The sequence below is a fragment of the Paraconexibacter algicola genome, from assembly GCF_003044185.1.
GTDB classification, from domain to species: domain Bacteria; phylum Actinomycetota; class Thermoleophilia; order Solirubrobacterales; family Solirubrobacteraceae; genus Paraconexibacter; species Paraconexibacter algicola.
The window spans coordinates 183,291-204,184 of the sequence record NZ_PYYB01000003.1 but is presented as its reverse complement, the minus strand read 5'-3'; the positions used below and the strand labels follow the sequence as shown (position 1 = coordinate 204,184).

Sequence of the window (20,894 nt, the reverse complement as noted above, 5' to 3'; positions counted from 1 at the left end):
CGCCGGTCGGACGGCTCGGCTCAGCCGACGCCGATCAGGCCGACCGCGAACAGCAGCGCCAGCACCACGAGCGCGACGAGCGCGACGGTGAACCCGAGCCACTGCCCGAGCGCGACGACCACGACGAGTCCGAGCACGATCCCGACCGCGCCGAGCGCGAGGTCCGCGGCTCGCGCGAGCGGTCCCTCCGCGTTCAGCGTCTCCGCGGAACGGCGACCCAGCCGGCGGCGTTGGGCGGGCGTCGTGACGCAGCGCAGGCAGTAGCCGCGCAGCGCGGGGCGCAGCGGGCGGCCGCAGTGGCTGCACGGGTTCGGTGCGCTCATCGCGCGCACCCTACGCCTTCACAACCGCCCGCAGCGCACCGGATAGCGTGCGATCGAGATGCGCCTGTCCTCGCCCGTCCTCGCCCTCGCCGTGCTGCTCACCGGCGTCCTCGCGCTCGCCGCGGCACCGCGGCCCGCGGCCGCCTCGGGCGTCACCACGCACGCCTTCATGGCCGAGGCCGCGATCCCGTTCGTGCGCACCCCGGCGCTGCGGCAGCTGCTCGAGGCTCACCGCGACGAGCTGCTCTCCGGCGCCCACTACCCCGACGGCGGGTACGGCTCGAGCAGCCTGCCCGGCGGCGACTACGGCGAGGTCAGCCACTGGGAGCGGTTCGTGCGCGCGTACGTGCGGCGGCTGGGCGCCCGCACGGACTGCGCCCCGCTGGCCGCGCCCGCGGGCCCGTGCGCCGCGCAGGTCGCGCACCTGCTCGGCACCGCCGCGCACGGGATCGGGGACGAGCGCTGGGACTGGCTGTTCGAGCCGAAGCTCGCGGACTTCGGCGAGAGCCCCGTGCACCCGGGCTACGCGGCGCTGAGCGCCACCGGCCTGCCGGGAGCGGGCGAGCTCGCCGCGTTGCCGCCCGGCCAGTTCATCAACACGCCCGAGTTCGCGCTCGACAACATCGGCCTGGTCGAGCACGGGCGCCTGCGGCGCGTGCCGCGCTACGCGCCGCCCGTCGACGACCTGCTCGCGGTCTACCGGGCGCTCGGCCGCGACGACGTCACCGCGGACGGCATCCGCTCCGGGCACGCGATCATCACCGCGGCGGCGCTCGCCGAGCGCGCCGGGACCGCCGCCGAGTACCCGCGGGTGAAGGTCACGATGCCGACCGCCGCCGCGCAGTACGTCGAGGGCTCGGGCGGCGTGCTCGACGTCGCCCGGGCGGCCGCCGGCTACTACGAGGCGGTCTGGACGACCCTCACGACCGGGACCTCGCCGGCGCCGCAGGTCGTCGGCGTGCACCCGCAGCCGGGGGAGACCGGCGTGCCGACCGCCTGGCATCCCGTCCGCGCCGCACCCGGGCCGTCCGGCGGCGGCGCCGAGAACCGCATCCTGGCGTCGATCTCCACGGCGCTGCAGGAGGGCACGGTCGACGCGGGCAGCTTCCGGCTGCTCGGTCCGGGCGGGCGGCCCGTCCCGCAGGAGCCGGGCTTCCCGAAGGCCGGGCCCTACGGCTACGGAGACGGGGCGCACACGTTCCTCGCCTGGCCCGCCGCGGACCTCGCGCCGTGCACGACCTACACCGCCGAGGTCACCACGCGGCTGCGCGACCACGCCGGGGGGCGGCTGCGCGCCCCGTACCGCTGGTCGTTCACCACCCGCGCGGCGCCGGGCGCGACCTGCCCGCCCGGGCCCCCGACGACCGGACCGCAGCTGACGCAGGACGCGATCGCGCCCGACGGCCACGCCCACGGCGTGCCGGCGACCGCGACCGTCGCGATCCGCCGGCTCGCCCGCACGCCCGGCCGCGGCGACGTCCTGCGGCTGACGCTCAGCTGCATCGGTCCCGGGGACTGCCGCGGGCGCACCGGGCTGCTCGCACGCGCCGGCGCGCGCAGCTTCAGCCTCGGTGCGCGCCCGCACCGCATCCGCGAGCTGCGGACCCAGGTCCTGTCGTTCCGGCTTCCGCCCGCCGCCCGCGCCGCGCTGCGCCGGCGCGGCCGGCTCGCGGTCGACGTGCGGATCCTGCAGCGCGGCGCGGCGTCCGGGCAGGCGTCGACGACGACGCGGCGATTCGTGCTGCGCCAGGCGCGCCCGCGCCGCTGACCGCCGCGCTCAGGCCTCGTCGTCGGCGGGCGGCGCGTTGCGCGCCGCGGCACCCGCCACGTCCTTGTGCAGCCGCTTCATCGGCGCGGCGAGGTCGTGGGCGGTGGCGGCGGCCTTGATCAGCGTCGTCTGCCGGTCGCGCTGCGAGCCGCCGAACAGGAGGCTCGCCCCGCCGACGAGGTGCAGCGACCACGCCTTCACCTGCTCCAGCGGCAGCTCGAGGATCTCGTCGACGTCCGCGGTCCCGTACTCGGCGGCGAGCGCCTCGAGCACCAGCCGGGGGAAGTGGTCGCGCGTCAGCTGCTCGGCCGCCTCGGCGGCCTCCTCACCGGAGCGCTTCTCGATCCACCACAGCTGCTTGGGCGTGAGCGGCAGCTCGGTGTCGGGGCGGCGGTGCTCCTTGAACGCGTCGATGATCCGCTGCACCTCCCGCGGCGTCACCGGCTCCCCGGCGACCGCCCGCTCGTAGAACTCCATGATCAGCGGCTGGACGCCGGAGACGTCGGCGTCGCCGTGCAGGCTGACGAGGAGGCCGTGCTGGGCGTCGCTGACCGGACGGGGGCGCATGCGCGGGTTGCGGCTGTTCATCACCGCACAGCCTACGACCCTCGGACTGGCGCTCGCGGTGCCGCTCCGCGACACTCCGGTGTGTCCCGTCGTACACCAGGGAGGTCCGTCGTGCCCACCACCGTCCATCGGCAGTGCAACCTCTGCGAGGCCCACTGCGGCATCGCCGTCGAGGTGCAGGGCACGAAGGTCCTGCGGATCACCGGCGATCCCGAGGACCACTTCTCCCGCGGCTACATCTGCCCGAAGGCGGCGGCGCTCACGGACCTCTACGAGGACCCCGACCGGGTCACCACGCCGCTGCGCAAGACCGCCGACGGCGGCTGGGAGCCGCTGGGCTGGGACGAGGCGCTCGACGCCGCTGCGGCGGGCCTGCGCCGCGTGCGCGAGCAGCACGGCGCCGACGCGATCGCCAACTACCTCGGCAACCCGGGCGCGCACAGCTGGTCGGTCCTCGCGTTCCTGACCCTGCGGCTGGTGCTCGGCACGCGCAACAACTACTCGGCGACCTCGACCGACCAGCTGCCCCAGCACCTCACCTCCGCGGAGATGCTCGGCACGCCGCTCGTGTTCCCGATCCCGGACCTCGAGCGCACCGACCACCTGCTCGTCCTCGGCGCCAACCCGGCCGTCTCCAACGGCTCCGTCATGTCCGCGCCCGGCGTGCGCGACCGCCTGCGCGCCGTGAAGGCCCGCGGCGGCACCGTGATCGTCGTCGACCCGCGTCGCACCGAGACGGCGCGGCTGGCCGACGAGCACGTCGCCGTGCGCCCCGGCGGCGACCCGTACCTGCTGCTCGGCGTGATCGGCGTCCTCTTCGCCGAGGGCCTCGTCGCGGTCGGGCGGCTCGCCGAGCACGTCGACGGGGTGGAGGAGCTGCGCGCGCTCACCGCCGCGTGGACGCCGCAGCGCGCCGCCGAGCACAGCGGCGTCGACGCCGACACGATCGTGCGCCTGGCCCGCGGCTTCGCGGCGGCCCCGAGCGCGGTCGCGTACGGGCGCGTAGGCGTCTGCCAGACGCAGACCGGCACCGTCACCCACTGGCTGATCACCGCGCTGAACACGCTGACCGGCAACCTCGACCGGCCGGGCGGCGCGATGTTCACGACGCCGCCGGTGGACCCGACGCCGCTGCTGCAGCTCGTCGGGAAGACCGGGTTCCGCCTGCACCGCACGCGCACCGCGCGCGTGAGCGGCCTGCCGAACATGAACGGCGAGTTCCCGATCGCCGGCCTGGCCGACGAGATCACGACCCCGGGCGACGGCCAGGTCCGCGGCCTCGTGGTCTACGCGGGCAACCCGGTGCTCTCCGCCCCGGGCGGTGCGGCGCTCGACGCGGCGCTGCCGCAGCTCGACTTCATGGTGGCGATCGACCAGTACGTCACCGAGACGACCCGCCACGCGGACATCATCCTGCCGCCGGTCAGCGCCCTGGAGCGCGACGACCTCGACTTCGTGATGCCGGCGGTGTCGGTCCGCAACCACGTGCGCTTCAGCCCGGCGGCCGTGCCGAAGCGGCCCGGTGGCCGCGAGGACTGGCAGATCATCAACGGCCTGTCGCGCCGGCTCGGCACCGGGCTGCGCCGCCGCGGCGTCGCCGGCGCGGTGCACGCCGCGACGCTGCTGAAGCTCGACAGCCCCGCGCGGATCCTCGACCTGGCGCTGGCGATGGGGCCCTACGGCGTGCTGCGGCGCGGCCCGCTGAAGGGCCTGACGGTCGCGCGCGTGCGCGCCGCCGAGCACGGCATCGACCTCGGGCCGCTCGAGCCGCGCCTGCCCGGCATGCTCACCACGCCCGGTCGCCGCGTGCAGCTCGCGCCCGAGCTGTTCGTCGAGGAGGCGCGGCGGCTCGACGCGCAGGCGCGCGAGCAGGGGGAGGCGACCGCCGACGGCTTCGACCTGACGCTGATCGGCCGCCGCTCGCTGCGCAGCAACAACTCGTGGCTGCACAACAGCCGCCGGCTGATGAAGGGCGCCGACCGCTGCGTGGCGCTGCTGCACCCCGACGACGCGCAGGCCCGCGGCCTGTCCGACGGGGCGCTCGTGCGCGTCAGCTCCCGGGTCGGCGCGATCGACCTGCCGGTGCAGGTCAGCGACGAGCTGCGGCCCGGCGTCGTGTCGATCCCGCACGGCTTCGGCCACGGCCGCGAGGGCGTCGGCTGGACGCACGCGGCCGCCAAGCCCGGCGTGAGCGTCAACGACATCACCGACCCGACGGTCCTGGACCGGCTGACCGGCAACGCCGCCTACAACTCGGTCGCCGTCCGCGTGGAGGCCGTCCCGGTCGACGCGGCGGCCGCCGCGGACGACGCCGCGCTCGCCGCGGGCGGTCGATGAGCGTCCCGGTCCTGCTGCTGCACAGCGGCGGCATGTCGTCCCGGCAGTTCGGGCGGCTCGCCGCCGCGCTGCAGCAGGACGGGCGCGTCGTGCACGCCCCGGACCTGCTCGGCCACGGGGACGCCCCCGACCTGCTCGGTGACGGCCCGTTCGACCTCGAGGTCGAGCTGCGCCGCCTGGAGGACCTCGTCGACGGACTGCGCGCCGAGGCGGGCGTCCCCGCGGTCGACCTCGTCGGGCACTCCTACGGCGGGCTGGTGGCCCTGCACCTCGTCCGGCGCCGCCCCGACACCGTGCGCCGCCTCGCGCTGTTCGAGCCGGTCGCGTTCGGCGTGCTGCGCGACCCGCCCGACGAGGAGGGCCTCGCGAGCCTCGCGGTCGTCGCCGAGGACTCCATCTTCCGCGACCCCGACCCGGACGACCTGGAGCCGTGGCTGCGGGTCTTCGTGGACTTCTGGAGCGGCCCGGGCGCCTGGGACGCGCTCGGCGACGCGGGGCGCGCCTCGTTCCTGCACGCGGGTCGCACGCTCGTCGGCGGGATCGCCGCGGTGGTCGACGACCGCACGACGGTCGCGGCGCTCGAGGCGGTGGGGCAGCCGACGCTGCTGCTGAGCGGCGGCCGGTCGCCGCTGGCCGCCCGCCGCGTCGCCGCGGTCCTGGCGGCGGGCCTCGCGGACGCCCGGCTGCACACCATCGACGACGCCGGCCACATGGGGCCGCTCACGCACGGCGGCGAGGTGAACGACCGCGTGGTCGCCCACCTCGCGGCGTGACCGGGCTCAGACCGGGTAGAAGCGCTTCATCAGCGGCAGCAGCACCGCGCGCGGCGTGTAGCGGCCGCCGAGCGTCACCGCCTTGATCGCGGCGCCCGGCACGACGACGCGCCGGTTGGACTCCAGGCCCGCGACCGCCTGCCGTGCCACCTCGGCGGCGGACACCATCGCGAACGACGGCGCGTTGGCGAACAGCTCCTCGGCACCGGCGACGGCCGCGAACTCCGTCTCGACCGGGCCGGGGCACAGCGCGGTGACCGCGACGCCCTTGTCCTTCAGCTCGGTGTGCAGCCCCTCCGAGAACGAGAGGGCGAACGCCTTGGTCGCCGCGTAGGTCGCCTGGCCGGGGATCGGCTGGAAGCCCGCCGAGGACGCGACGACGAGGATCGCGCCCTCGCCGCGTGCGACCATCGCCGGCACGTACGCGGTGCTCAGCGCCACGACCGCCTCGCAGTTCAGCCGGACCTGGCCGGTCTCCTTCGCGGCGTCGACGGTGCCGATCTCGCCGACGGTCCCGTAGCCGGCGTTGTTGACGAGGATCGAGACCTCGAGGCCGAGCGCCGCGACGCGGTCGGGCAGCGCGTCGCGCGCCGCCGGGTCGGCGAGGTCGCAGGCGAGCACCTCGACGCGGACGCCGTGGGCGTCGCGCAGCTCCTGGGCGACCGCGGCGAGGCGGTCCTCACGGCGGGCGACGAGCACGAGCGCGTGCCCGCGCTGCGCGAGCTCGCGGGCGATGTCCACGCCGATCCCGGAGGAGGCGCCGGTGACGAGGGCCGCATCGCTGGCGGCGGGCTTCGGAAGCGACATGCCGGGGACCGTACACTGGCGCCCGTGCGGCTCCTGCGCGTCCTGCTCCCGACGGTCCTGATCGTGCTCGCGGGAGCGCCCGTCGCCGCCGGGGCGGCCGACGTGCCGTGGACCGAGCGACGGGTCCTGAACATGACCCACCAGGGCGGGGAGGCCGAGCACCCGTCGGGCACGATGTACGCGCTGCGCGAGTCGCTGGCGCTCGGCGCCGACATGCTCGAGCTCGACGTGCAGCCGGCGAAGGACGGCACGCTGATGGTGCTGCACGACCAGAGCGTCGAGCGCACGACGGGCCTGGACCGCTCCGTCTACGACCTCTCGGTGGAGGAGGTGCAGCGCCTCGACGCGGCGTTCCACTTCGTCCCCGGTCGCGGCACCGTGCGGGGCCTGCCCGCCGACGCGTACCCGCTGCGCGGCGTGCGGACCGGGCAGCGGTCCGCCCCCCTGGGGTACACGCCCGACGACTTCCGCATCCCGACGCTCGAGGAGGTCCTGCGCGCGTTCCCGGACGTGCCGGTGAACATCGAGATCAAGGGCCGCTCCGACGCCGACCGCGACTCGTTCCTGCGCAACGCCGACCTGCTCGTCGCGCTGCTGCGCCGCGTGCCCGCCGGGCCGCTGGTCGTCGTCTCGTTCAACCAGGACGCGGTCGACCGCTTCCACGCCCAGCTGCCCGAGATCGGGACCGCGCCCGGGATCCTCGGGGCGGCGACGTTCCTGGGGACCGGCCTGGCGCCGGCGGGCACCGTCGCGCTGCAGGTCCCGCCGAAGCTCAACGGGGTGCCGATCGTCACCGCGGACTTCGTGTCCCGCGCGCACCGGGCGGGCCATGCGGTGCACGTCTGGTTCAGCGGGCAGGAGGAGTCCGAGCGCGTCTACGAGGCGATGCTCGACCTCGGGGTCGACGGCCTGATGCCCGCGCGGCCGCGCGCGCTGGAGGCGGTCCTCTGCCGGCGCGGCGTCCCGCGCCCCGCCGGCAACCCGAACCACTGCGGCGGCGGCGCGGCGCGCGCCGCGCAGGCCTGCTTCCCGGAGGTGGCGGCGATCTCGCGCGTGGACCGCGCGGGCCGCGCCACGGTCCGGCTGGCGCGCACGGCGACGACGCTGGACGTGGCGTGTCGCGGCACGCTGCGGCTGCGCACCCGCGGTGGCCGGCGCGTCGCGACCGCGCCGCTGCACTTCCCCTACGGCGTGGCGGCGACGACCACGCGGATCGCGGTCGCGCGCGACGTGCGGCGGCGCCTGGGGCGCGGGCCGGTCGCGGTCGCCGCGCTCACCCGCGTCGAGGGCGCGCGGGTCGAGCGCGCCCGCCGCGTCACGCTGCGCCGCTGAGCGCGCTCAGGCCGCCGGGTCGCCGCCGGCGGGCGGGGCGTAGCGGTGGTGGAGCATGAGCTGGTTGCCGTCGGGGTCGGCGAAGAACGCCATGTGGCAGACGCCCGTGTCGATCGTGTCGCCGAAGAAGACGACCCCGGCCGCCTCGAGCTGCGCGCGGGTCGCGGCGACGTCGTCGACACCCAGCGGCCACGGGTTGCCCTGCTGCGCGACGAACGGCATGCCCTGCGCCTCGGGCTCCCAGATCGCGAAGCACGTGTCGCCCGCCCACTGCTCGTAGGCGGCGGTCGGGTCGGGGCGCAGGCCGAGCACGTCGCGGTAGAAGGCGCGCGAGCGGTCGACGTCCTGGGAGGGGACGCCGAGGAAGTCCAGTCGCCGCACGAGGGCGCTCATCGGGCGGCGTCCATGTGGCGGCGCAGCGCGGCGCCCATCGCGGGCAGGGCCTGCGCGCCCTCGCCCGCGAGCAGCGGCGAGATCAGGTGGAAGTCGTGCCACAGGCCGGCGAACTCGCGCTCGTCGACCGCGAGGCCCGCGTCGCGGCCGCGCTGCGCGATCGCGCGGCCGTCGGGGGCGAGGAAGTCGTCGCCCGCCACCTGCACGACGAACGGCGGCAGCCCGTCGAGGTCGGCGAACATCGGGGACGCGAGCGGGTCGCGCGGGTCGGCGTCCCCGAGGTAGCTGGCGGCGAAGCGGCCGATGCGCGAGCGGCTGAGCAGCGGCTCGCGCGGCGCGTCCGGTCGCCCGCCGGTCGCCTCGGGCGTGAGGTCGAGCCACGGGCAGATGAGCCCGAGCGCGGCGGGCTGCGGCAGCCCGTCGGTGCGGATCCGCTGCGCGAGCGCGAGCGACAGCCCGCCGCCTGCCGAGTCGCCCGCGACCACGAGCTTCGTGGGGTCGACGCCCTCGTCCAGCAGCGCCCGGTAGGCGGCGAGCGCGTCGTCGACCGCGGCGGGGAAGCGGTGCTCGTCGGCCATCCGGTACTCGAGCACGACGGTGCGCGCCCCGGCCGCCGCGGCGATCCGTGCGGCGTAGCCGCGGTACGCCTTCGCGGTGCCGGTGCAGTAGCCGCCACCGTGGAGGTACAGCAGCACGCGCCGGTCGTCGGCGCCCGCCGGACGGGCGTCGAAGCCGGGCACGCCGCCCCAGCTGCCGGGGACGATGCGCGTCCCGCGCGGCGGCGGCGGCACGAGCGTCGCGAGCTCGAGCCGCTTGCGGGAGGTCTCCCAGCTGATCCGCGGCGACAGCAGCCAGCGGGCGAGCGGGCGGAGCGAGGCGCGGACGACGTCGGGCGGGAGACCGGGCATGGGCGCAGCCTATCCGTGAGCGTTCCGTGAGAGGGAGGACTGGACACGCGCCCGGGCGGAGAGACTGGCGGGATGACTCCGACCCGCCCGCTTCTCCCGCTCGCGACGATCGCCGCGTCGGCCGCCGCCGTCGCCGTGGTCGCGGCGCCCGCCTCGGCGCTCGCCGCCAAGCCCTCCGTGTCGACCTCTGCGCCGACCCGCGTCGAGAGCGCCTCGGCACGGCTCAACGCCAAGGTCGACCCCAACGGCGCGACGACGACCTACAACTTCCAGTACGGGCCGACCCGCAAGCTCGGCACCTCGACGCCGGTCGCCCCCGCGGGCAGCGGCACCCGGGCGATCACCGCGCGCGCCGACATCGCCGGGCTGAAGGCGAACACGACCTACTACTACCGCGTCATCGCCAGCAACGCGTCGGGCGTCGTGTCCGGCGGCACCCGCTCGTTCCGCACGAAGAAGGTGCCGCTCTCCCTGTCGCTGACCGCGACGCCCAACCCGGTGACGATCGGCGCTCCCACGACGCTCACCGGGCAGCTCGCGGGCACCGGCGGCGGGGACCGCAGGATCCAGCTGCAGATCAACGCGTTCCCGTACACGTCGGGGTTCGCGAACGCCGGCAACTCGGTCGTGACGAAGCCGGACGGCAGCTTCTCGATCCCGGTGCTCGGTCTGACCTCCAACGCGCAGTTCCGCGTCGTCGCGACCGAGCCCAAGCGGCTGGTGTCGGCGCCGATCATCGTCGGGGTCTCGCCCGTCGTGCGGACGGCGGTCAGCACGACCCGGCCGCGGCGCGGCAGCCGCGTGCGCTTCGCCGGCACGGTCTCGCCGTCCTGGGTCCCGGCCCAGATGGCGGTGCAGAAGCGCAACAGCGAGGGCCGCTGGGTCACGGTCGGCGGCGGGATCACCCGCACGCTGCGCGAGGACGCGTCCCGCTACGCCGTGCGCGTGACCGTGCCGCGGGGCGGCACCTACCGGGTGTTCGTCGGCCTGGCCGACTCCCGCTACGCGCCCGCCGTCGGGCCGGAGATCCGGCTGCACACGCGCTGAGCGTCCGCCTAGGATCCGGTCGATGAGCGAGCAGCCCTGGCCGTTCTCGTTCGTCGACCGGATCCGCTACGGCGACCTCGACGCGAACCGGCACCTCAACAACGTCGCGGTCCACCAGTTCCACGAGAGCGCGCGGATCGCGTACATGGCGCGCCTGTTCCCCGAGGCCGACGTGACGCTCGGCCACGACTTCCCGGTGATCTTCGCCGAGACCCACGTGCGCTTCCGCTCGCCGGGCCTCTACGACGAGGAGATCCGCACCGACGTGCGCCCCGCGGTGCTGCGCCGCTCGAGCGTGCGCCTGGACTTCCGGATGGTCTGCACGGCCGACGGGCGGCTCGTCGCGGACGGCTGGGGAACGCTGGTCGGATACGACTACGCCGCCGGGCGGGCGGCCCCGCTGCCGGAGGCGATGGCGGCCGCGCTGCGCGCCGACGGGGCGGTCCCCGCCGCCGCCGAATAGTCCACCGAACGAGTGGGATATCCTCGGACGATGCTCGACGACCAGATCGCCTGGTGGATCGCCGGTCCCGTCATGGGACTCTGCGTGGTCGCCTGCCGGATCCTCTTCAACGCCCGCCTCGGGGTCACCGGCGGCTTCTCGGAGCTGATCGGCAAGGCCGCGGCGGGCCGCCGCGACATCGACTGGCGCGGCTGGTTCGCGCTCGGGATCGTCGGGGCGGGCGCGCTGTTCGCGCTGCTCAACGGCGCGACGAGCTTCGACGGCTACGGCTGGATGACCCGCACCTTCGAGGGCGGGGAGCAGCTGTGGATGGTGCCGCTGCTGCTCGTCTCCGGGGTGCTGATCGGCTACGGCGCGAAGACCGCGGGCGGCTGCACGTCGGGCAACGGCCTGGCGGGCACGAGCACGCTGTCGCCGGCGGCGCTCGCGTCCACCGCGACGTTCTTCGGCACGGCGATCGTGGTCAGCCTCGTCATCCGGGCGCTGATCTAGATGGCCGCCCGTCAGCACGCCGCCGGGGCGTTCATCGGCCTGGTCTTCGGCTTCATGCTCTGCTGGAGCGGCATGGTGGATCCGGACGTCATCCGCCAGGCGCTCCTGTTCGAGGACGCCTACATGTTCTTCTTCATGGGGTCCGCCGTCGGGACCGCCGCGATCGGCCTGCGGATCCTCGCGCGGCTGGGGCGGCGCGCGGTGCTCGTCGACGAGCCGATCGCCTGGACGCCGGAGCGGGCCACCCGCCGGCACGTCGGCGGCAGCCTGCTGTTCGGGCTCGGCTGGGGCGTCTCGGGCGCGTGCCCGGGACCGGTCGCCGCGCAGGTCGGCCAGGGCATCGGCTGGGGCTTCGTGACGCTCGTCGGCGTGCTCGCCGGGGTCTGGCTGTACATGCGCCGCGAGGGTGCGGTGGAGACCGAGCCGGCCAGCGACGCGACGGCCGCGCCCGATCCGTCCGCGCGTGCGGTGGTGCCCGCGTAGACCTGACCGACCGGTCGGTCGTTGTGTGCGCGCTCGCACACCGTGTTCGACGGCGGTGCGGAACACTCGTTCGTGCCTCCTTCACCGGGGGGCGAGGAGAGGGATCTACCACCGACTGGAGATCCACATGAGCCCGACCGCCGCCGCTGCCGCCCCCACCGTCCGCTACCTGGACGACCTGAACCTCGCGCAGTGCATCCTCGGTGACGACGTCGTCCTGGACCGCAAGACGCTCACGCTCTACGACGTGAACGCCGAGACCCGCGAGCTGCGCATGATCGGCTCGTACAGCACGCCCGGCGAGGCCCTGGGCGCCCTCGACGTCCTCGGCTAGTCCCCGAGACTCCTCCACGAACAGCGGTGTTCACCGTCCCGGTAGTCTCGCTCGGGTGGACACCGCTCCCCGCAAGCTCCCTCGCGGCCGCCACGGCCTGAGCCGCGAGGAGGTCGCCGCCTCCCAGCGCGAGCGCCTGCTGCGCGCCATGGCCGAGGTTGTGGCCGAGCACGGCTACGCCAAGACGTCCGTCGCCCAGGTCCTGCGTCGCGCAGGAGTCTCCCGCGAGTCCTTCTACGAGCAGTTCGCCAACAAGGAGGACTGCTTCCTCGCCGCCTACGACGAGGCCGCGACCGTCCTGCTGGGGATCATGGCCGCCGGACTCGCCGCCCCGGAGCCGGAGGCGGACCCGGCCGCCGCCGAGCTGCCGGTGCTCGAGCAGCTCTCGCGCGTGCTGCGCTCCTACCTCGCCGCACTGGCCGCCGAGCCCGCGATCGCGCGCACGTTCTTCGTCGAGGTCTACGCCGCCGGGGATGCCGCGCTGCGACGGCGCGTCGACGTGCAGGCCCGCTTCGTCGACGCGATGGCGACGCTCGTCGACGCCCGCGACGACACCGACCGGTTCGCCGTCGAGGCGCTGGTGGCCGCGATCAGCGCGCTCGTGACCCAGCGCGTCTGCGCCGGGCGCTTCGACGAGCTCGAGGCGCTGCACGGCCCGGTCGTCGGGCTCGTCGCGCGCGTGCTGGGGGAGGAGGCGTGAGCGTGCCGCGGATCACCCCGGGCTCGCGCCGTGACGTGGGCGTCCTCACCTGGGCCTTCGCGCAGGTCGCCGGCCGCGTCACCGGCACGACGCCGCCGAACATCTTCCTGACGCTCGGACGGCACCGCTCGCTGTTCCGCGGCTGGCTCGTGTTCGCCGGGCGGCTGATGCCGGGCGGCACGCTGCCGCGGCGCGAGAGCGAGCTCGTGATCCTGCGGGTCGCGCACCTCGCCGACAGCGCCTACGAGCGCACCCAGCACCGCCGGCTCGGTGCGCGGGCGGGACTCACCGACGTCGAGATGGACCGCGTCGAGCTCGGGCCGCAGGCGCCGGGCTGGTCGCCGCGCGTGCGCGCGCTGCTCCTCGCGACCGACGAGCTGCACCACACCCGCGACCTCGGTGACGAGACGTGGGAGCTGCTGCGCGGGCACCTGGACGAGCGCGGCCTGATCGAGCTGGTGATGCTCGCCGGTCACTACGAGCTGCTCGCGACGGCACTGCACGTCCTGCGCGTGCAGCCCGACCGGGCGCGCCGCTGACCCGGCGTCGCAGGTGCGGCCCTTGACCGTGTGAATCCGGATTCACTAGGCTGCGGGCATGGCCACCATCGCCCGCCCCTCGCACGCCACGCACGAGGTCCACAACCAGGCCGCCCCGCTGCGGCCCGCGAACTTCTTCGCGCTCGACCTCGCGCTGCAGGAGGCGCTCGAGCGCGAGGGCGGCGGCTGGGCCTACGACCGCGTCCACGTCCTCGGCGAGCTCGTCGGCCGGCCCGAGACGCTCGCCCACAGCGAGCGGGCCGAGCGCAACGAGCCGATCCTCCGCACCCACGACCGCTACGGGCACCGCGTCGACGAGGTCGAGCTCGACCCGTCGTGGCACGCGCTGCTGCGCACCGCGATCGAGCACGGCCTCGCGAGCGTCCCGTGGCGCGAGGCGCGCGACGGCGCGCACGTCGCCCGCGCCGCCCTGTTCAGCACCTGGGGCCACGCCAACGGCGGCGTCCTGTGCCCGGTCTCGATGACCAACGCCATCGTCCCCGCGCTGCGGGCGGGTGCGCCCGAGCTCGCGGCCCGCTGGGAGGACCGGCTGACGCTCCCCGACTACGACGCGGGCGCGCTCGGCGGCATGGCGATGACCGAGAAGCAGGGCGGCTCCGACGTCCGCGCGAACACGACCGTCGCGGTGCCCACCGGCGACGGCACGTACGCGATCACCGGCCACAAGTGGTTCTGCTCCTACCCGCCGTGCGACGTCTTCCTCGTCCTCGCGCAGACCGACGCCGGCCTCTCCTGCTTCCTCGTCGACCGCGCCGAGGGCGGCATGGAGTTCCAGCGCCTGAAGGACAAGCTCGGCACCCGCTCGCTGCCCTCCAGCGAGGTCGAGTTCCGCGGCGCGGTCGGCCGCCTCGTCGGCGAGGAGGGCCGCGGCGTCAAGGCCATCATCACGATGGTCAACCACACCCGGCTCGACTGCCTGCTCGGCTCGACGACCTCGATGCGCCACGGCACCATGCAGGCGATCCACCACGCCCGCCACCGCGCCGCCTTCGGGGCGCAGCTCGTCGACCAGCCGCTGATGCGCAACGTGCTCGCCGACCTCGCGGTCGAGTCCGAGGCGGCGACCGCCGCCGCCCTGCGCGTCGCGCGTGCCTTCGACGACCCGCAGCAGGGCGCGTTCCGCCGGTTCGCCACCGCGGTCATGAAGTACCACGTCTGCAAGCGCGCCCCGCAGCACGCGGGGGAGGCGCTCGAGTGCCTCGGCGGCAACGGCTTCGTCGAGGAGTCGGGCCTGCCGCTGCTGTACCGCGACGCGCCGCTGCAGTCGATCTGGGAGGGATCGGGCAACGTCGCCGCGCTGGACGTCCTGCGCGCGCTCGTGAAGGAGCCCGAGGGTTTGCCCGCGTTCCTGGCCGAGTGCGAGCTCGCCCGCGGCGGTGACGCGCGCCTGGACGCGCACCTGGACCGCGTGCAGGCCGACCTCGCGACGCTGACCCCGCAGGACGCGGAGTTCCGGGCCCGGCGGATCGTCGAGGACCTCGGCTTCGCGCTGCAGGGCGCGCTGCTCGTGCGACACGCGCCGGCCGCGGTCGCCGACGCGTTCTGCGCCTCGCGGCTCAGCGCCGGCGGCGCCGGGCACGCCTACGGCACGCTGCCCGTCGGGGTCGACGCGGCCGCGATCGTCGACCGGGCCCTCCCGGCGTGAGCGTCGGCGACCTGCAGGCGCTCACCTACGCGGTCGACGGCCGCGTCGCGCGGATCACGCTCGACCGGCCCGAGCGCGGCAACGGCATCACCCGCCGGCTCGTGCAGGAGCTCGAGCACTGCGTCGAGCAGGCCGACCTCGACCCGGCGGTGCACGTGCTGCTGCTGTCGGGCAACGGCAAGGGCTTCTGCGGCGGCTACGACCTGGTCGAGAGCGCCGAGGGCGCCGGCCGGCTCGGCGACTCGTTCGCCCCGCCGCCCGCGGGCAGCGCGATCGACCCGCAGGTGATGGCCGCCAACCACGATCCGTCCGGCACGTGGGACCCGATGGTCGACTACGCGATGATGGGCCGCAACGTCCGCGGGTTCATGAGCCTCTTCCACTGCTCCAAGCCCGTGGTCTGCAAGGTCCACGGCTTCTGCGTGGCCGGGGGCACCGACATGGCGCTGTGCTCCGACCTGCTGGTGATGGCCGCCGACGCGAAGATCGGCTACCCGCCCGCCCGGGTGTGGGGCTCGCCCACGACGGCGCTGTGGGCGCACCGGCTCGGCGCCCAGCGCGCCAAGCGGCTGCTGTTCACCGGCGACTCGCTCAGCGGCGAGGAGGCGCTCGAGTGGGGGATGGCGATCGAGGCGCCCGCCCCGGAGCGGCTCGACGAGCGCACCGAGATCCTCGTGCAGCGGATCGCGCGCAACCCCGTCAACCAGCTGCAGATGATGAAGCTGCTCGTCAACCAGGAGCTCTACAGCCAGGGCCTGCACTCCACGCAGGTGCTCGGCACGCTGCTGGACGGCATCACCCGCCACACGAAGGAGGGGTACGCCTTCCAGCAGCGGGCCGCGGAGGCCGGCTTCCGTCAGGCGGTCCTCGAGCGCGACGGGCCGTTCGGCGACGCGGGACCGTCGACCTTCAAGGGCTGAGGCGTGGTCGCGACGACCGGCACGACCCGTGAGCGGCTGATCGCCGCCGCGCAGGCGCTGCTGCAGGAGGGCGGCTACGGGACCGTGAGCGTCGCCGGGATCGGCGCCCGCGCCGGGGTGGCGGCCAGCGCGATGTACCGGCACTTCCCCTCGAAGGCGGAGCTGTTCGTCGAGGTCTTCCGCTCGGTCTGCGGGCGCGAGATCGCCGCGATGGAGCGGGCCGCGGAGGCGGTCGCGGCGACCGGGGCGCCCGGTGTCGCGCGGGTCGAGGAGACGCTCGCGGTGTTCGCGACCCGGGCGCTGGCCAACCCGCGGCTGGCGTGGGCGCTGCTGGCCGAGCCGGTCGACCCGCTCGTGGACGCCGAGCGGCTCGCGTACCGGCAGACCTACCGGGCGTTGCTGTCGGGCCTGCTGGCCGAGGCGGTCGCCGCCGGGGAGATCCCCGCGCAGGACCCGGACCTCACCGCCGCCGCGCTCGTGGGCGCCGTCGGCGAGGCGCTCGTCGGACCGCTCGCCCCCGCCGCGGAGGACCGGCCCGACCCGGCCGCGCTCGTCGCCGCGCTGCGGGTGTTCGCGCGCCGAGCCGTCGGATCCGCGACGGCGACCGCATGATCGGCGGGTCCGGCGGGTCCGGGCTGCCACTACCGCGGCATCGCCCCGTTCACCGAGCCGGAGACGCTCGCCGTCCGCGAGTTCGGGGCCTCGCACCAGGTGCAGACGTTCGTCACCAACCACACGTACACCGACGTCGGGCGGTTCCTGCGCCAGCCGGGCTTCAGGATCCGGGCGACGAGGTCGGTGACACGAACCGGCTGCGCGCCGTCGGCGTCCGCGTCGGGCTGCGCGGCGGCGTGCTGCGCGCGGCCCGCCTGCGGGTCCTCGACGGCGCCGGACGGACCGTCCTGCGCAGCGCGGTCACGTCGCTGCGCGCGAGCCGGACGGTCCGGCTGTCGCTCGTGCGCCGCCTGCGCGGCAGTGCGCGGTACACGGTCGTGCTCACGGCCACCGACGGCGCCGGTCGTCGCGTCGTGCGGCGCGCCGCGGTGCGCGTGACCCGCTGAGCGGCGCGCCTCAGACGGGCAGTGGCGCGGTCTCGGCCAGCAGCTTGCGCAGCTGGCCGGGCCGCAGGGGCTTGGACACGTAGTCGTCCATCCCCGCGGCCAGGCAGCGTGACCGGTCGGACTCCAGGGCGTGCGCGGTCACGGCGATGATCCGGGGCCGACGCTCGGGCGGCAGCCGGCGGTGGATCTCCTGCGTGGCGCGCAGCCCGTCCATGACCGGCATCTGGATGTCCATCAGCACGACGTCGTAGGGCTGGCGCTGCACCGCCTCGACGGCGGCGAGCCCGTTCTCGACGACGTCGGGCTCGTAGCCGAGCTGCCCGAGCGACAGCACGAGCACCCGCTGGTTGACCGGGCTGTCCTCGGCGACGAGCACGCGCAGCGGGCGGTCGCCCGGCTCGACGGGCTGTCCGGGGGACCGGCGCGAGCGGGGCGAGGGCGGCTGCTCGGCCACCGGCGTCGCCTCCGCGGTCCCGGGCCCGAAGACGCCGACACCGAGCGCGAAGGTGAAGCGGGTGCCCTCGCCCGCCGCGGACACCGCGGTGATGTCCCCGCCCATGAGTCGGGCGAGCCGGCGGGAGATCGCCAGCCCCAGGCCGGTCCCGCCGTGGCGGCGGCTGAGCGTCTGGTCGCCCTGGCGGAACGGCTCGAACAGCTGCGCCATGTGCTCGGGCGTGATGCCGGGCCCGGTGTCCTGGACCTGCAGGACGAGGATCGGTCCCTCGGGCCCGCGGCGCACGTCGGCCTCGACGACGACCTCGCCGCGCTCGGTGAACTTCACCGCGTTGCCGAGCAGGTTCAGGAGGATCTGGCGGATCCGGCGGTCGTCCGCCACGAGCCGATCGGGGACGCCGGGCTGCACGACGGCGTGCAGCCGCAGGCCCTTGGCGCGCGCGGGCCCGGCGACGAGGCCGAGGCACCGCTCCAGCGTCGAGCGCAGCGAGAACGGGACGGCCGCGAGCGTCATCTCGCCCGCCTCGAGCTTGGAGTAGTCCAGGACGTCGTCGATCAGGCCGAGCAGGTGCTCGCCGGAGGACCGGATCGTCTGCGTGAAGTCGCGCTGCTGCGGGTCGAGGTCGGTGTCGAGCAGCAGCGACGTGAACCCGATCACCGCGTTCATCGGCGTGCGGATCTCGTGGCTCATGTTCGCCAGGAACGCGGTGGTGGTGGCGTGGTCGGCCTCGGCCTGGTCGCGCTCGCGCTCGATCTGCGCGCGCTCCCGCGCGAGCCGCCGCTCGTCCTGGCGGCGGCCGGCGACGTCGGTGCCGCAGAACACGAGGTAGTCGGGACGGCCGGTCGCCGGGTCGATCACCGGGTCGCAGGTGAAGTCGAGCACCCGTCGTGTGCCGTCGGCGTGGAGGTAGGCGAGATCGCCCGCCATCCGCTCACCGGTGGCGGTGCGCTCGACGATCGCCCGGACGATCTCGCGCTGCTCGGCGGAGGGCCCCCACCAGGCGGCCTCCCAGAACGGCCGGTCGAGGCTCTCGGCGGCCGCCGGGCCGCCCGCGGCGAGTGCCGCGGGGTTGGCGTCGACGAGCGTCCCGTCGGCCAGCACGATGGCCTTGAACATGCGGCTGTCGCGGTACAGCGCGTCGAAGAGCCGGCGCTGCGGGTCGAGCGCCGGCGAACCCGGGGACCCGGGGGGCGGGAACCTGATCGGTCCGGTGCTCATCACCCGGCACTCTAGAGCGTCGGACGCAGGGTCCGTACGCCATCCGTCCCTCGCGCGCCGGGCGCCCGGTCGGGCGCCCGGCGGGCGACGGGGCGGCGCTCAGGCGACGGCGCGACGCGCCGCCTCGCGATCTGCGACACGGGCCGCGCGGGCGAGGCCCGTCGCGAGCCAGCGCCGCGGCGGCGACGACGGTGGCCGTCCCCGCCGGGGGACGGCTCTGTCCTGCGGCTCGGGTCGCCCGCGGGATGCGGTGGCGTCGAGGTACTCCTTCTGCAGCAGCAGATGCACGGCGTGCTCCTTGGTGGTGGTGATCGGTGTGTGCCGACCGCCCGGAGAACGGTGGTGCTGCGTCACGCGTGAGGCGTGCGGAGGACCGGGTCCCTGGGCGGCGAGGCGCCCGCGGGACCCGGAGAGCTTCGACTCAGGACCGGGGCGCGGACGCGGCGCGATGCGTGACGCCGGAGAGGCGTCGGGCATCGGGGCGGTTGTGCGTCCGGGACACGGTCATGAGATGAACCTCCCGCGAGTACGGGAGGTGCGACCCTAGCCGACGATCGGCGGCTTGTCGAGCGCCGGATCGGCGGGGGACGGCGGGATCACCGCGACGTCCGGGAGCACGATCTCGCGCTTGGGACGCGGCTTGGGGGCCGGCCGCTCCATGCGCCGGCGCACGTGCTTCTGCCAGAAGCCGACCGCGCCGACCCGCCAGGCGAGGTAGCCCGCCCGGCCGGGGATGATCGAGAAGTCCATGAACCACAGGTGCTGCAGCGCGCGCTTGGCGAGGTACCCGGTGCGGAGCACCATGCCCAGGCGCGGGTACTCCTTCTGCGGCTCGCTGCTCGCCCGCACGTGGGTGAGCAGCCGGTCGAACAGCCAGCGCGGCGGGCGCACGATCGCCAGCAGGTAGAGCAGCAGGTTCCCGGCGCGCGGCGGGATCCACAGGTAGGAGGAGGAGATCTCCTCGAGGTCGATGCCCTCCTCCTCCATCGCGCGGGCCAGCTCCGTGTTGGGGATGACCTTCAGCGAGTAGATGAGCAGCGTGTACGGCCGCGGCATCTCGTAGAGCAGCTCGAGCGTGTCGACGACGTCCTGTCGCGTCTCGATCGGGTTGTCCATGATGATGTCGTAGGCCGGGGGGATGTGGTACCGCGGCGAGAACGACGCGATGACCTTCCCGGCGGCCAGGATCTTCGGCGGCGGCGAGGGGCGCTGGTAGAACTTCAGGATCCGCTCGGAGCCGGACTGCACGCCCATGCGGACGCGGTTCATCCCGGCCCAGGTGAGGATCTCGAACTTGTCCTGCTTGACGTAGTTCGGGATCACGCCGTAGACCGCGAACGGCAGGCCGACCTCGTCGTGCCAGAGCTCGGCGAACTCCTCGATCTGCCGGTAGGGGATGGCCATGAACGAGTCGTCCAGGAAGCTGACCTGGCTGAGGTGCGGGAAGCGGCGGCGGACCGCCTTGATCTCCTCGACGATGTACCGCGCGGAGGGGTGGCGGATCTTCTTGTAGGTGCGGTCGTTGGCGATGAACGCCGTGTTGCCGCAGTACGTGCAGTGGAACGGGCAGCCGATCGACCACAGCGCCGTGTAGCTCAGGCCGTCGTTGGCGAGGTAGTCGTCGAGGGTCATGTCCTCGAAGCCGTGGCCGAGCCGGTAGATCTGCTCGCCGTCCGCGCCGTAGGAGGGGAACGGCAGCTCCTCCATCATCGCGCTGGTCATCAGCGGCAGGAAGCCGTTGCGGACGACCTCGCCGTCGCCGTCGCGGAACCAGAAGTTCTTCACGTCCGTCGGGCGCTCCCCGGCCTCGAGGCGGCGCAGCAGCTGCTCGAACGCGAACTCGCCCTCCCCGGTGCAGATCGCGTCGACCGGGGCGGTGATCGCGTCCTCGGGGTGGATGATCGGGTGGATGCCGCCCCAGACCAGGTAGGTGTCCGGCGCGGTCTCGCGCAGCCGCTCGATGATGCGGTGCGTGAGCTTCGCGTAGCCGGTCATCGAGCTGAAGCCGACGAGGTCCGCGCCGCGCAGGCCGGCGACGATCTCGTCGATCTGGCCGGACGTCAGGTCGCCCTGGTCGCCCATCGTGCCCTTGATCGCCCCGCGGACCGTGGCCCAGCGGCTCGTCGACACGTAGTACGTCGTGGTGTCCTCGTTGAGCTCGGCGGCGCGGGCCGCGAACTTGCGGAACCCGCAGGCCGTGATCCCGTCCTCCAGCGACACCAGCGCGATCTTCATCCCCACCCTGAATCCCTTCCCCAAGAGACGTCCGTTTCGCGCACAGTAGGGCGTGAAGGGGCGGCGCGCCAGCG

22 protein-coding genes are annotated in these 20,894 nt (G+C 74.8%); 15 read left to right on the top strand and 7 right to left on the bottom strand.

The annotated features are described in order from the left end of the window. Positions 1–20: 20 nt before the first annotated feature. Positions 21–323 carry a hypothetical protein gene (locus C7Y72_RS18040; RefSeq protein WP_107570589.1) on the bottom strand — a complete coding sequence of 101 codons (303 nt, stop codon included), beginning with the start codon at positions 321–323 and terminating at the stop codon, positions 21–23. A 58-nt stretch (positions 324–381) separates the two neighbouring features. On the opposite strand from C7Y72_RS18040, the gene C7Y72_RS18035 reads away from it, so the two are divergent. Continuing rightward, complete coding sequence (locus C7Y72_RS18035; protein ID WP_107570588.1) at positions 382–2,091, top strand: Ig-like domain-containing domain; 1,710 nt, start codon at positions 382–384, stop codon at positions 2,089–2,091. Between the two features lie 9 nt (positions 2,092–2,100). Here C7Y72_RS18035 and C7Y72_RS18030 read toward each other — a convergent pair whose 3' ends face one another. After that, positions 2,101–2,679 (bottom strand): hypothetical protein, encoded by a 579-nt coding sequence (locus tag C7Y72_RS18030; RefSeq protein WP_107570587.1) that lies wholly within the window; start codon positions 2,677–2,679, stop codon positions 2,101–2,103. A 90-nt stretch (positions 2,680–2,769) separates the two neighbouring features. On the opposite strand from C7Y72_RS18030, the gene C7Y72_RS18025 reads away from it, so the two are divergent. Beyond that, complete coding sequence (locus C7Y72_RS18025) at positions 2,770–4,995, top strand: molybdopterin-dependent oxidoreductase (RefSeq protein ID WP_107570586.1); 2,226 nt, start codon at positions 2,770–2,772, stop codon at positions 4,993–4,995. Then, entirely contained in the window at positions 4,992–5,768 is a 777-nt protein-coding gene (locus C7Y72_RS18020) for an alpha/beta fold hydrolase (protein WP_107570585.1), read from the top strand. Before C7Y72_RS18025 ends, C7Y72_RS18020 begins: the two co-directional genes overlap by 4 nt. 6 nt (positions 5,769–5,774) lie before the next feature. Here C7Y72_RS18020 and C7Y72_RS18015 read toward each other — a convergent pair whose 3' ends face one another. Continuing rightward, entirely contained in the window at positions 5,775–6,575 is an 801-nt protein-coding gene (locus C7Y72_RS18015) for an SDR family NAD(P)-dependent oxidoreductase (RefSeq protein WP_107570584.1), read from the bottom strand. Positions 6,576–6,599: 24 nt separating this feature from the next. Here C7Y72_RS18015 and C7Y72_RS18010 point away from each other — a divergent pair, with 24 nt between their 5' ends. Further along, on the top strand, positions 6,600–7,907 hold the full coding sequence (locus C7Y72_RS18010) for a glycerophosphodiester phosphodiesterase family protein (RefSeq protein WP_199224003.1): 1,308 nt from the start codon (positions 6,600–6,602) through the stop codon (positions 7,905–7,907). A 6-nt stretch (positions 7,908–7,913) separates the two neighbouring features. Here C7Y72_RS18010 and C7Y72_RS18005 read toward each other — a convergent pair whose 3' ends face one another. Together C7Y72_RS18005 and C7Y72_RS18000 are read right to left on the bottom strand one after the other, a co-directional pair. Continuing rightward, complete coding sequence (locus tag C7Y72_RS18005) at positions 7,914–8,300, bottom strand: VOC family protein (protein WP_107570583.1); 387 nt, start codon at positions 8,298–8,300, stop codon at positions 7,914–7,916. Further along, the gene (locus C7Y72_RS18000; protein ID WP_107570582.1) at positions 8,297–9,208 is read right to left on the bottom strand and encodes an alpha/beta hydrolase; all 912 of its coding nucleotides are present in this window, start codon (positions 9,206–9,208) and stop codon (positions 8,297–8,299) included. The genes C7Y72_RS18005 and C7Y72_RS18000 overlap by 4 nt, the downstream gene beginning before the upstream one ends. 72 nt (positions 9,209–9,280) lie before the next feature. On the opposite strand from C7Y72_RS18000, the gene C7Y72_RS17995 reads away from it, so the two are divergent. The 11 genes from C7Y72_RS17995 to C7Y72_RS17945 all read left to right on the top strand — a co-directional run bounded on the left by C7Y72_RS17995 (position 9,281) and on the right by C7Y72_RS17945 (position 16,913). Then, complete coding sequence (locus C7Y72_RS17995) at positions 9,281–10,255, top strand: phage tail protein (protein WP_107570581.1); 975 nt, start codon at positions 9,281–9,283, stop codon at positions 10,253–10,255. Positions 10,256–10,277: 22 nt separating this feature from the next. Beyond that, positions 10,278–10,718: an acyl-CoA thioesterase gene (locus C7Y72_RS17990; protein ID WP_107570580.1), complete on the top strand. Its 441-nt coding sequence runs from the start codon at positions 10,278–10,280 to the stop codon at positions 10,716–10,718. A 30-nt stretch (positions 10,719–10,748) separates the two neighbouring features. Continuing rightward, the gene (locus C7Y72_RS17985; protein ID WP_107570579.1) at positions 10,749–11,210 is read left to right on the top strand and encodes a YeeE/YedE family protein; all 462 of its coding nucleotides are present in this window, start codon (positions 10,749–10,751) and stop codon (positions 11,208–11,210) included. Next, the gene (locus C7Y72_RS17980) at positions 11,211–11,693 is read left to right on the top strand and encodes a DUF6691 family protein (RefSeq protein ID WP_107570578.1); all 483 of its coding nucleotides are present in this window, start codon (positions 11,211–11,213) and stop codon (positions 11,691–11,693) included. A 127-nt stretch (positions 11,694–11,820) separates the two neighbouring features. Then, positions 11,821–12,027 (top strand): hypothetical protein, encoded by a 207-nt coding sequence (locus tag C7Y72_RS17975; protein WP_107570577.1) that lies wholly within the window; start codon positions 11,821–11,823, stop codon positions 12,025–12,027. Between the two features lie 55 nt (positions 12,028–12,082). Beyond that, positions 12,083–12,727 carry a TetR/AcrR family transcriptional regulator gene (locus C7Y72_RS17970; protein WP_233243926.1) on the top strand — a complete coding sequence of 215 codons (645 nt, stop codon included), beginning with the start codon at positions 12,083–12,085 and terminating at the stop codon, positions 12,725–12,727. Then, on the top strand, positions 12,724–13,266 hold the full coding sequence (locus C7Y72_RS17965) for a carboxymuconolactone decarboxylase family protein (RefSeq protein WP_107570576.1): 543 nt from the start codon (positions 12,724–12,726) through the stop codon (positions 13,264–13,266). Before C7Y72_RS17970 ends, C7Y72_RS17965 begins: the two co-directional genes overlap by 4 nt. Positions 13,267–13,324: 58 nt before the next feature. Next, entirely contained in the window at positions 13,325–14,932 is a 1,608-nt protein-coding gene (locus C7Y72_RS17960) for an acyl-CoA dehydrogenase family protein (protein WP_107570575.1), read from the top strand. Then, on the top strand, positions 14,929–15,852 hold the full coding sequence (locus tag C7Y72_RS17955; protein ID WP_107570574.1) for a crotonase/enoyl-CoA hydratase family protein: 924 nt from the start codon (positions 14,929–14,931) through the stop codon (positions 15,850–15,852). The genes C7Y72_RS17960 and C7Y72_RS17955 overlap by 4 nt, the downstream gene beginning before the upstream one ends. 3 nt (positions 15,853–15,855) lie before the next feature. Beyond that, positions 15,856–16,464, top strand: coding sequence for a TetR/AcrR family transcriptional regulator (locus tag C7Y72_RS17950; RefSeq protein WP_107570573.1), 609 nt, complete (start codon positions 15,856–15,858; stop codon positions 16,462–16,464). A gap of 239 nt (positions 16,465–16,703) precedes the next feature. Then, positions 16,704–16,913 carry a hypothetical protein gene (locus C7Y72_RS17945; RefSeq protein ID WP_107570572.1) on the top strand — a complete coding sequence of 70 codons (210 nt, stop codon included), beginning with the start codon at positions 16,704–16,706 and terminating at the stop codon, positions 16,911–16,913. A gap of 10 nt (positions 16,914–16,923) precedes the next feature. Here C7Y72_RS17945 and C7Y72_RS17940 read toward each other — a convergent pair whose 3' ends face one another. Then, complete coding sequence (locus C7Y72_RS17940) at positions 16,924–18,585, bottom strand: ATP-binding protein (protein ID WP_107570571.1); 1,662 nt, start codon at positions 18,583–18,585, stop codon at positions 16,924–16,926. 543 nt (positions 18,586–19,128) lie between these two features. Next, on the bottom strand, positions 19,129–20,820 hold the full coding sequence (locus tag C7Y72_RS17935; protein ID WP_107570570.1) for a B12-binding domain-containing radical SAM protein: 1,692 nt from the start codon (positions 20,818–20,820) through the stop codon (positions 19,129–19,131). Positions 20,821–20,894: the final 74 nt, after the last annotated feature.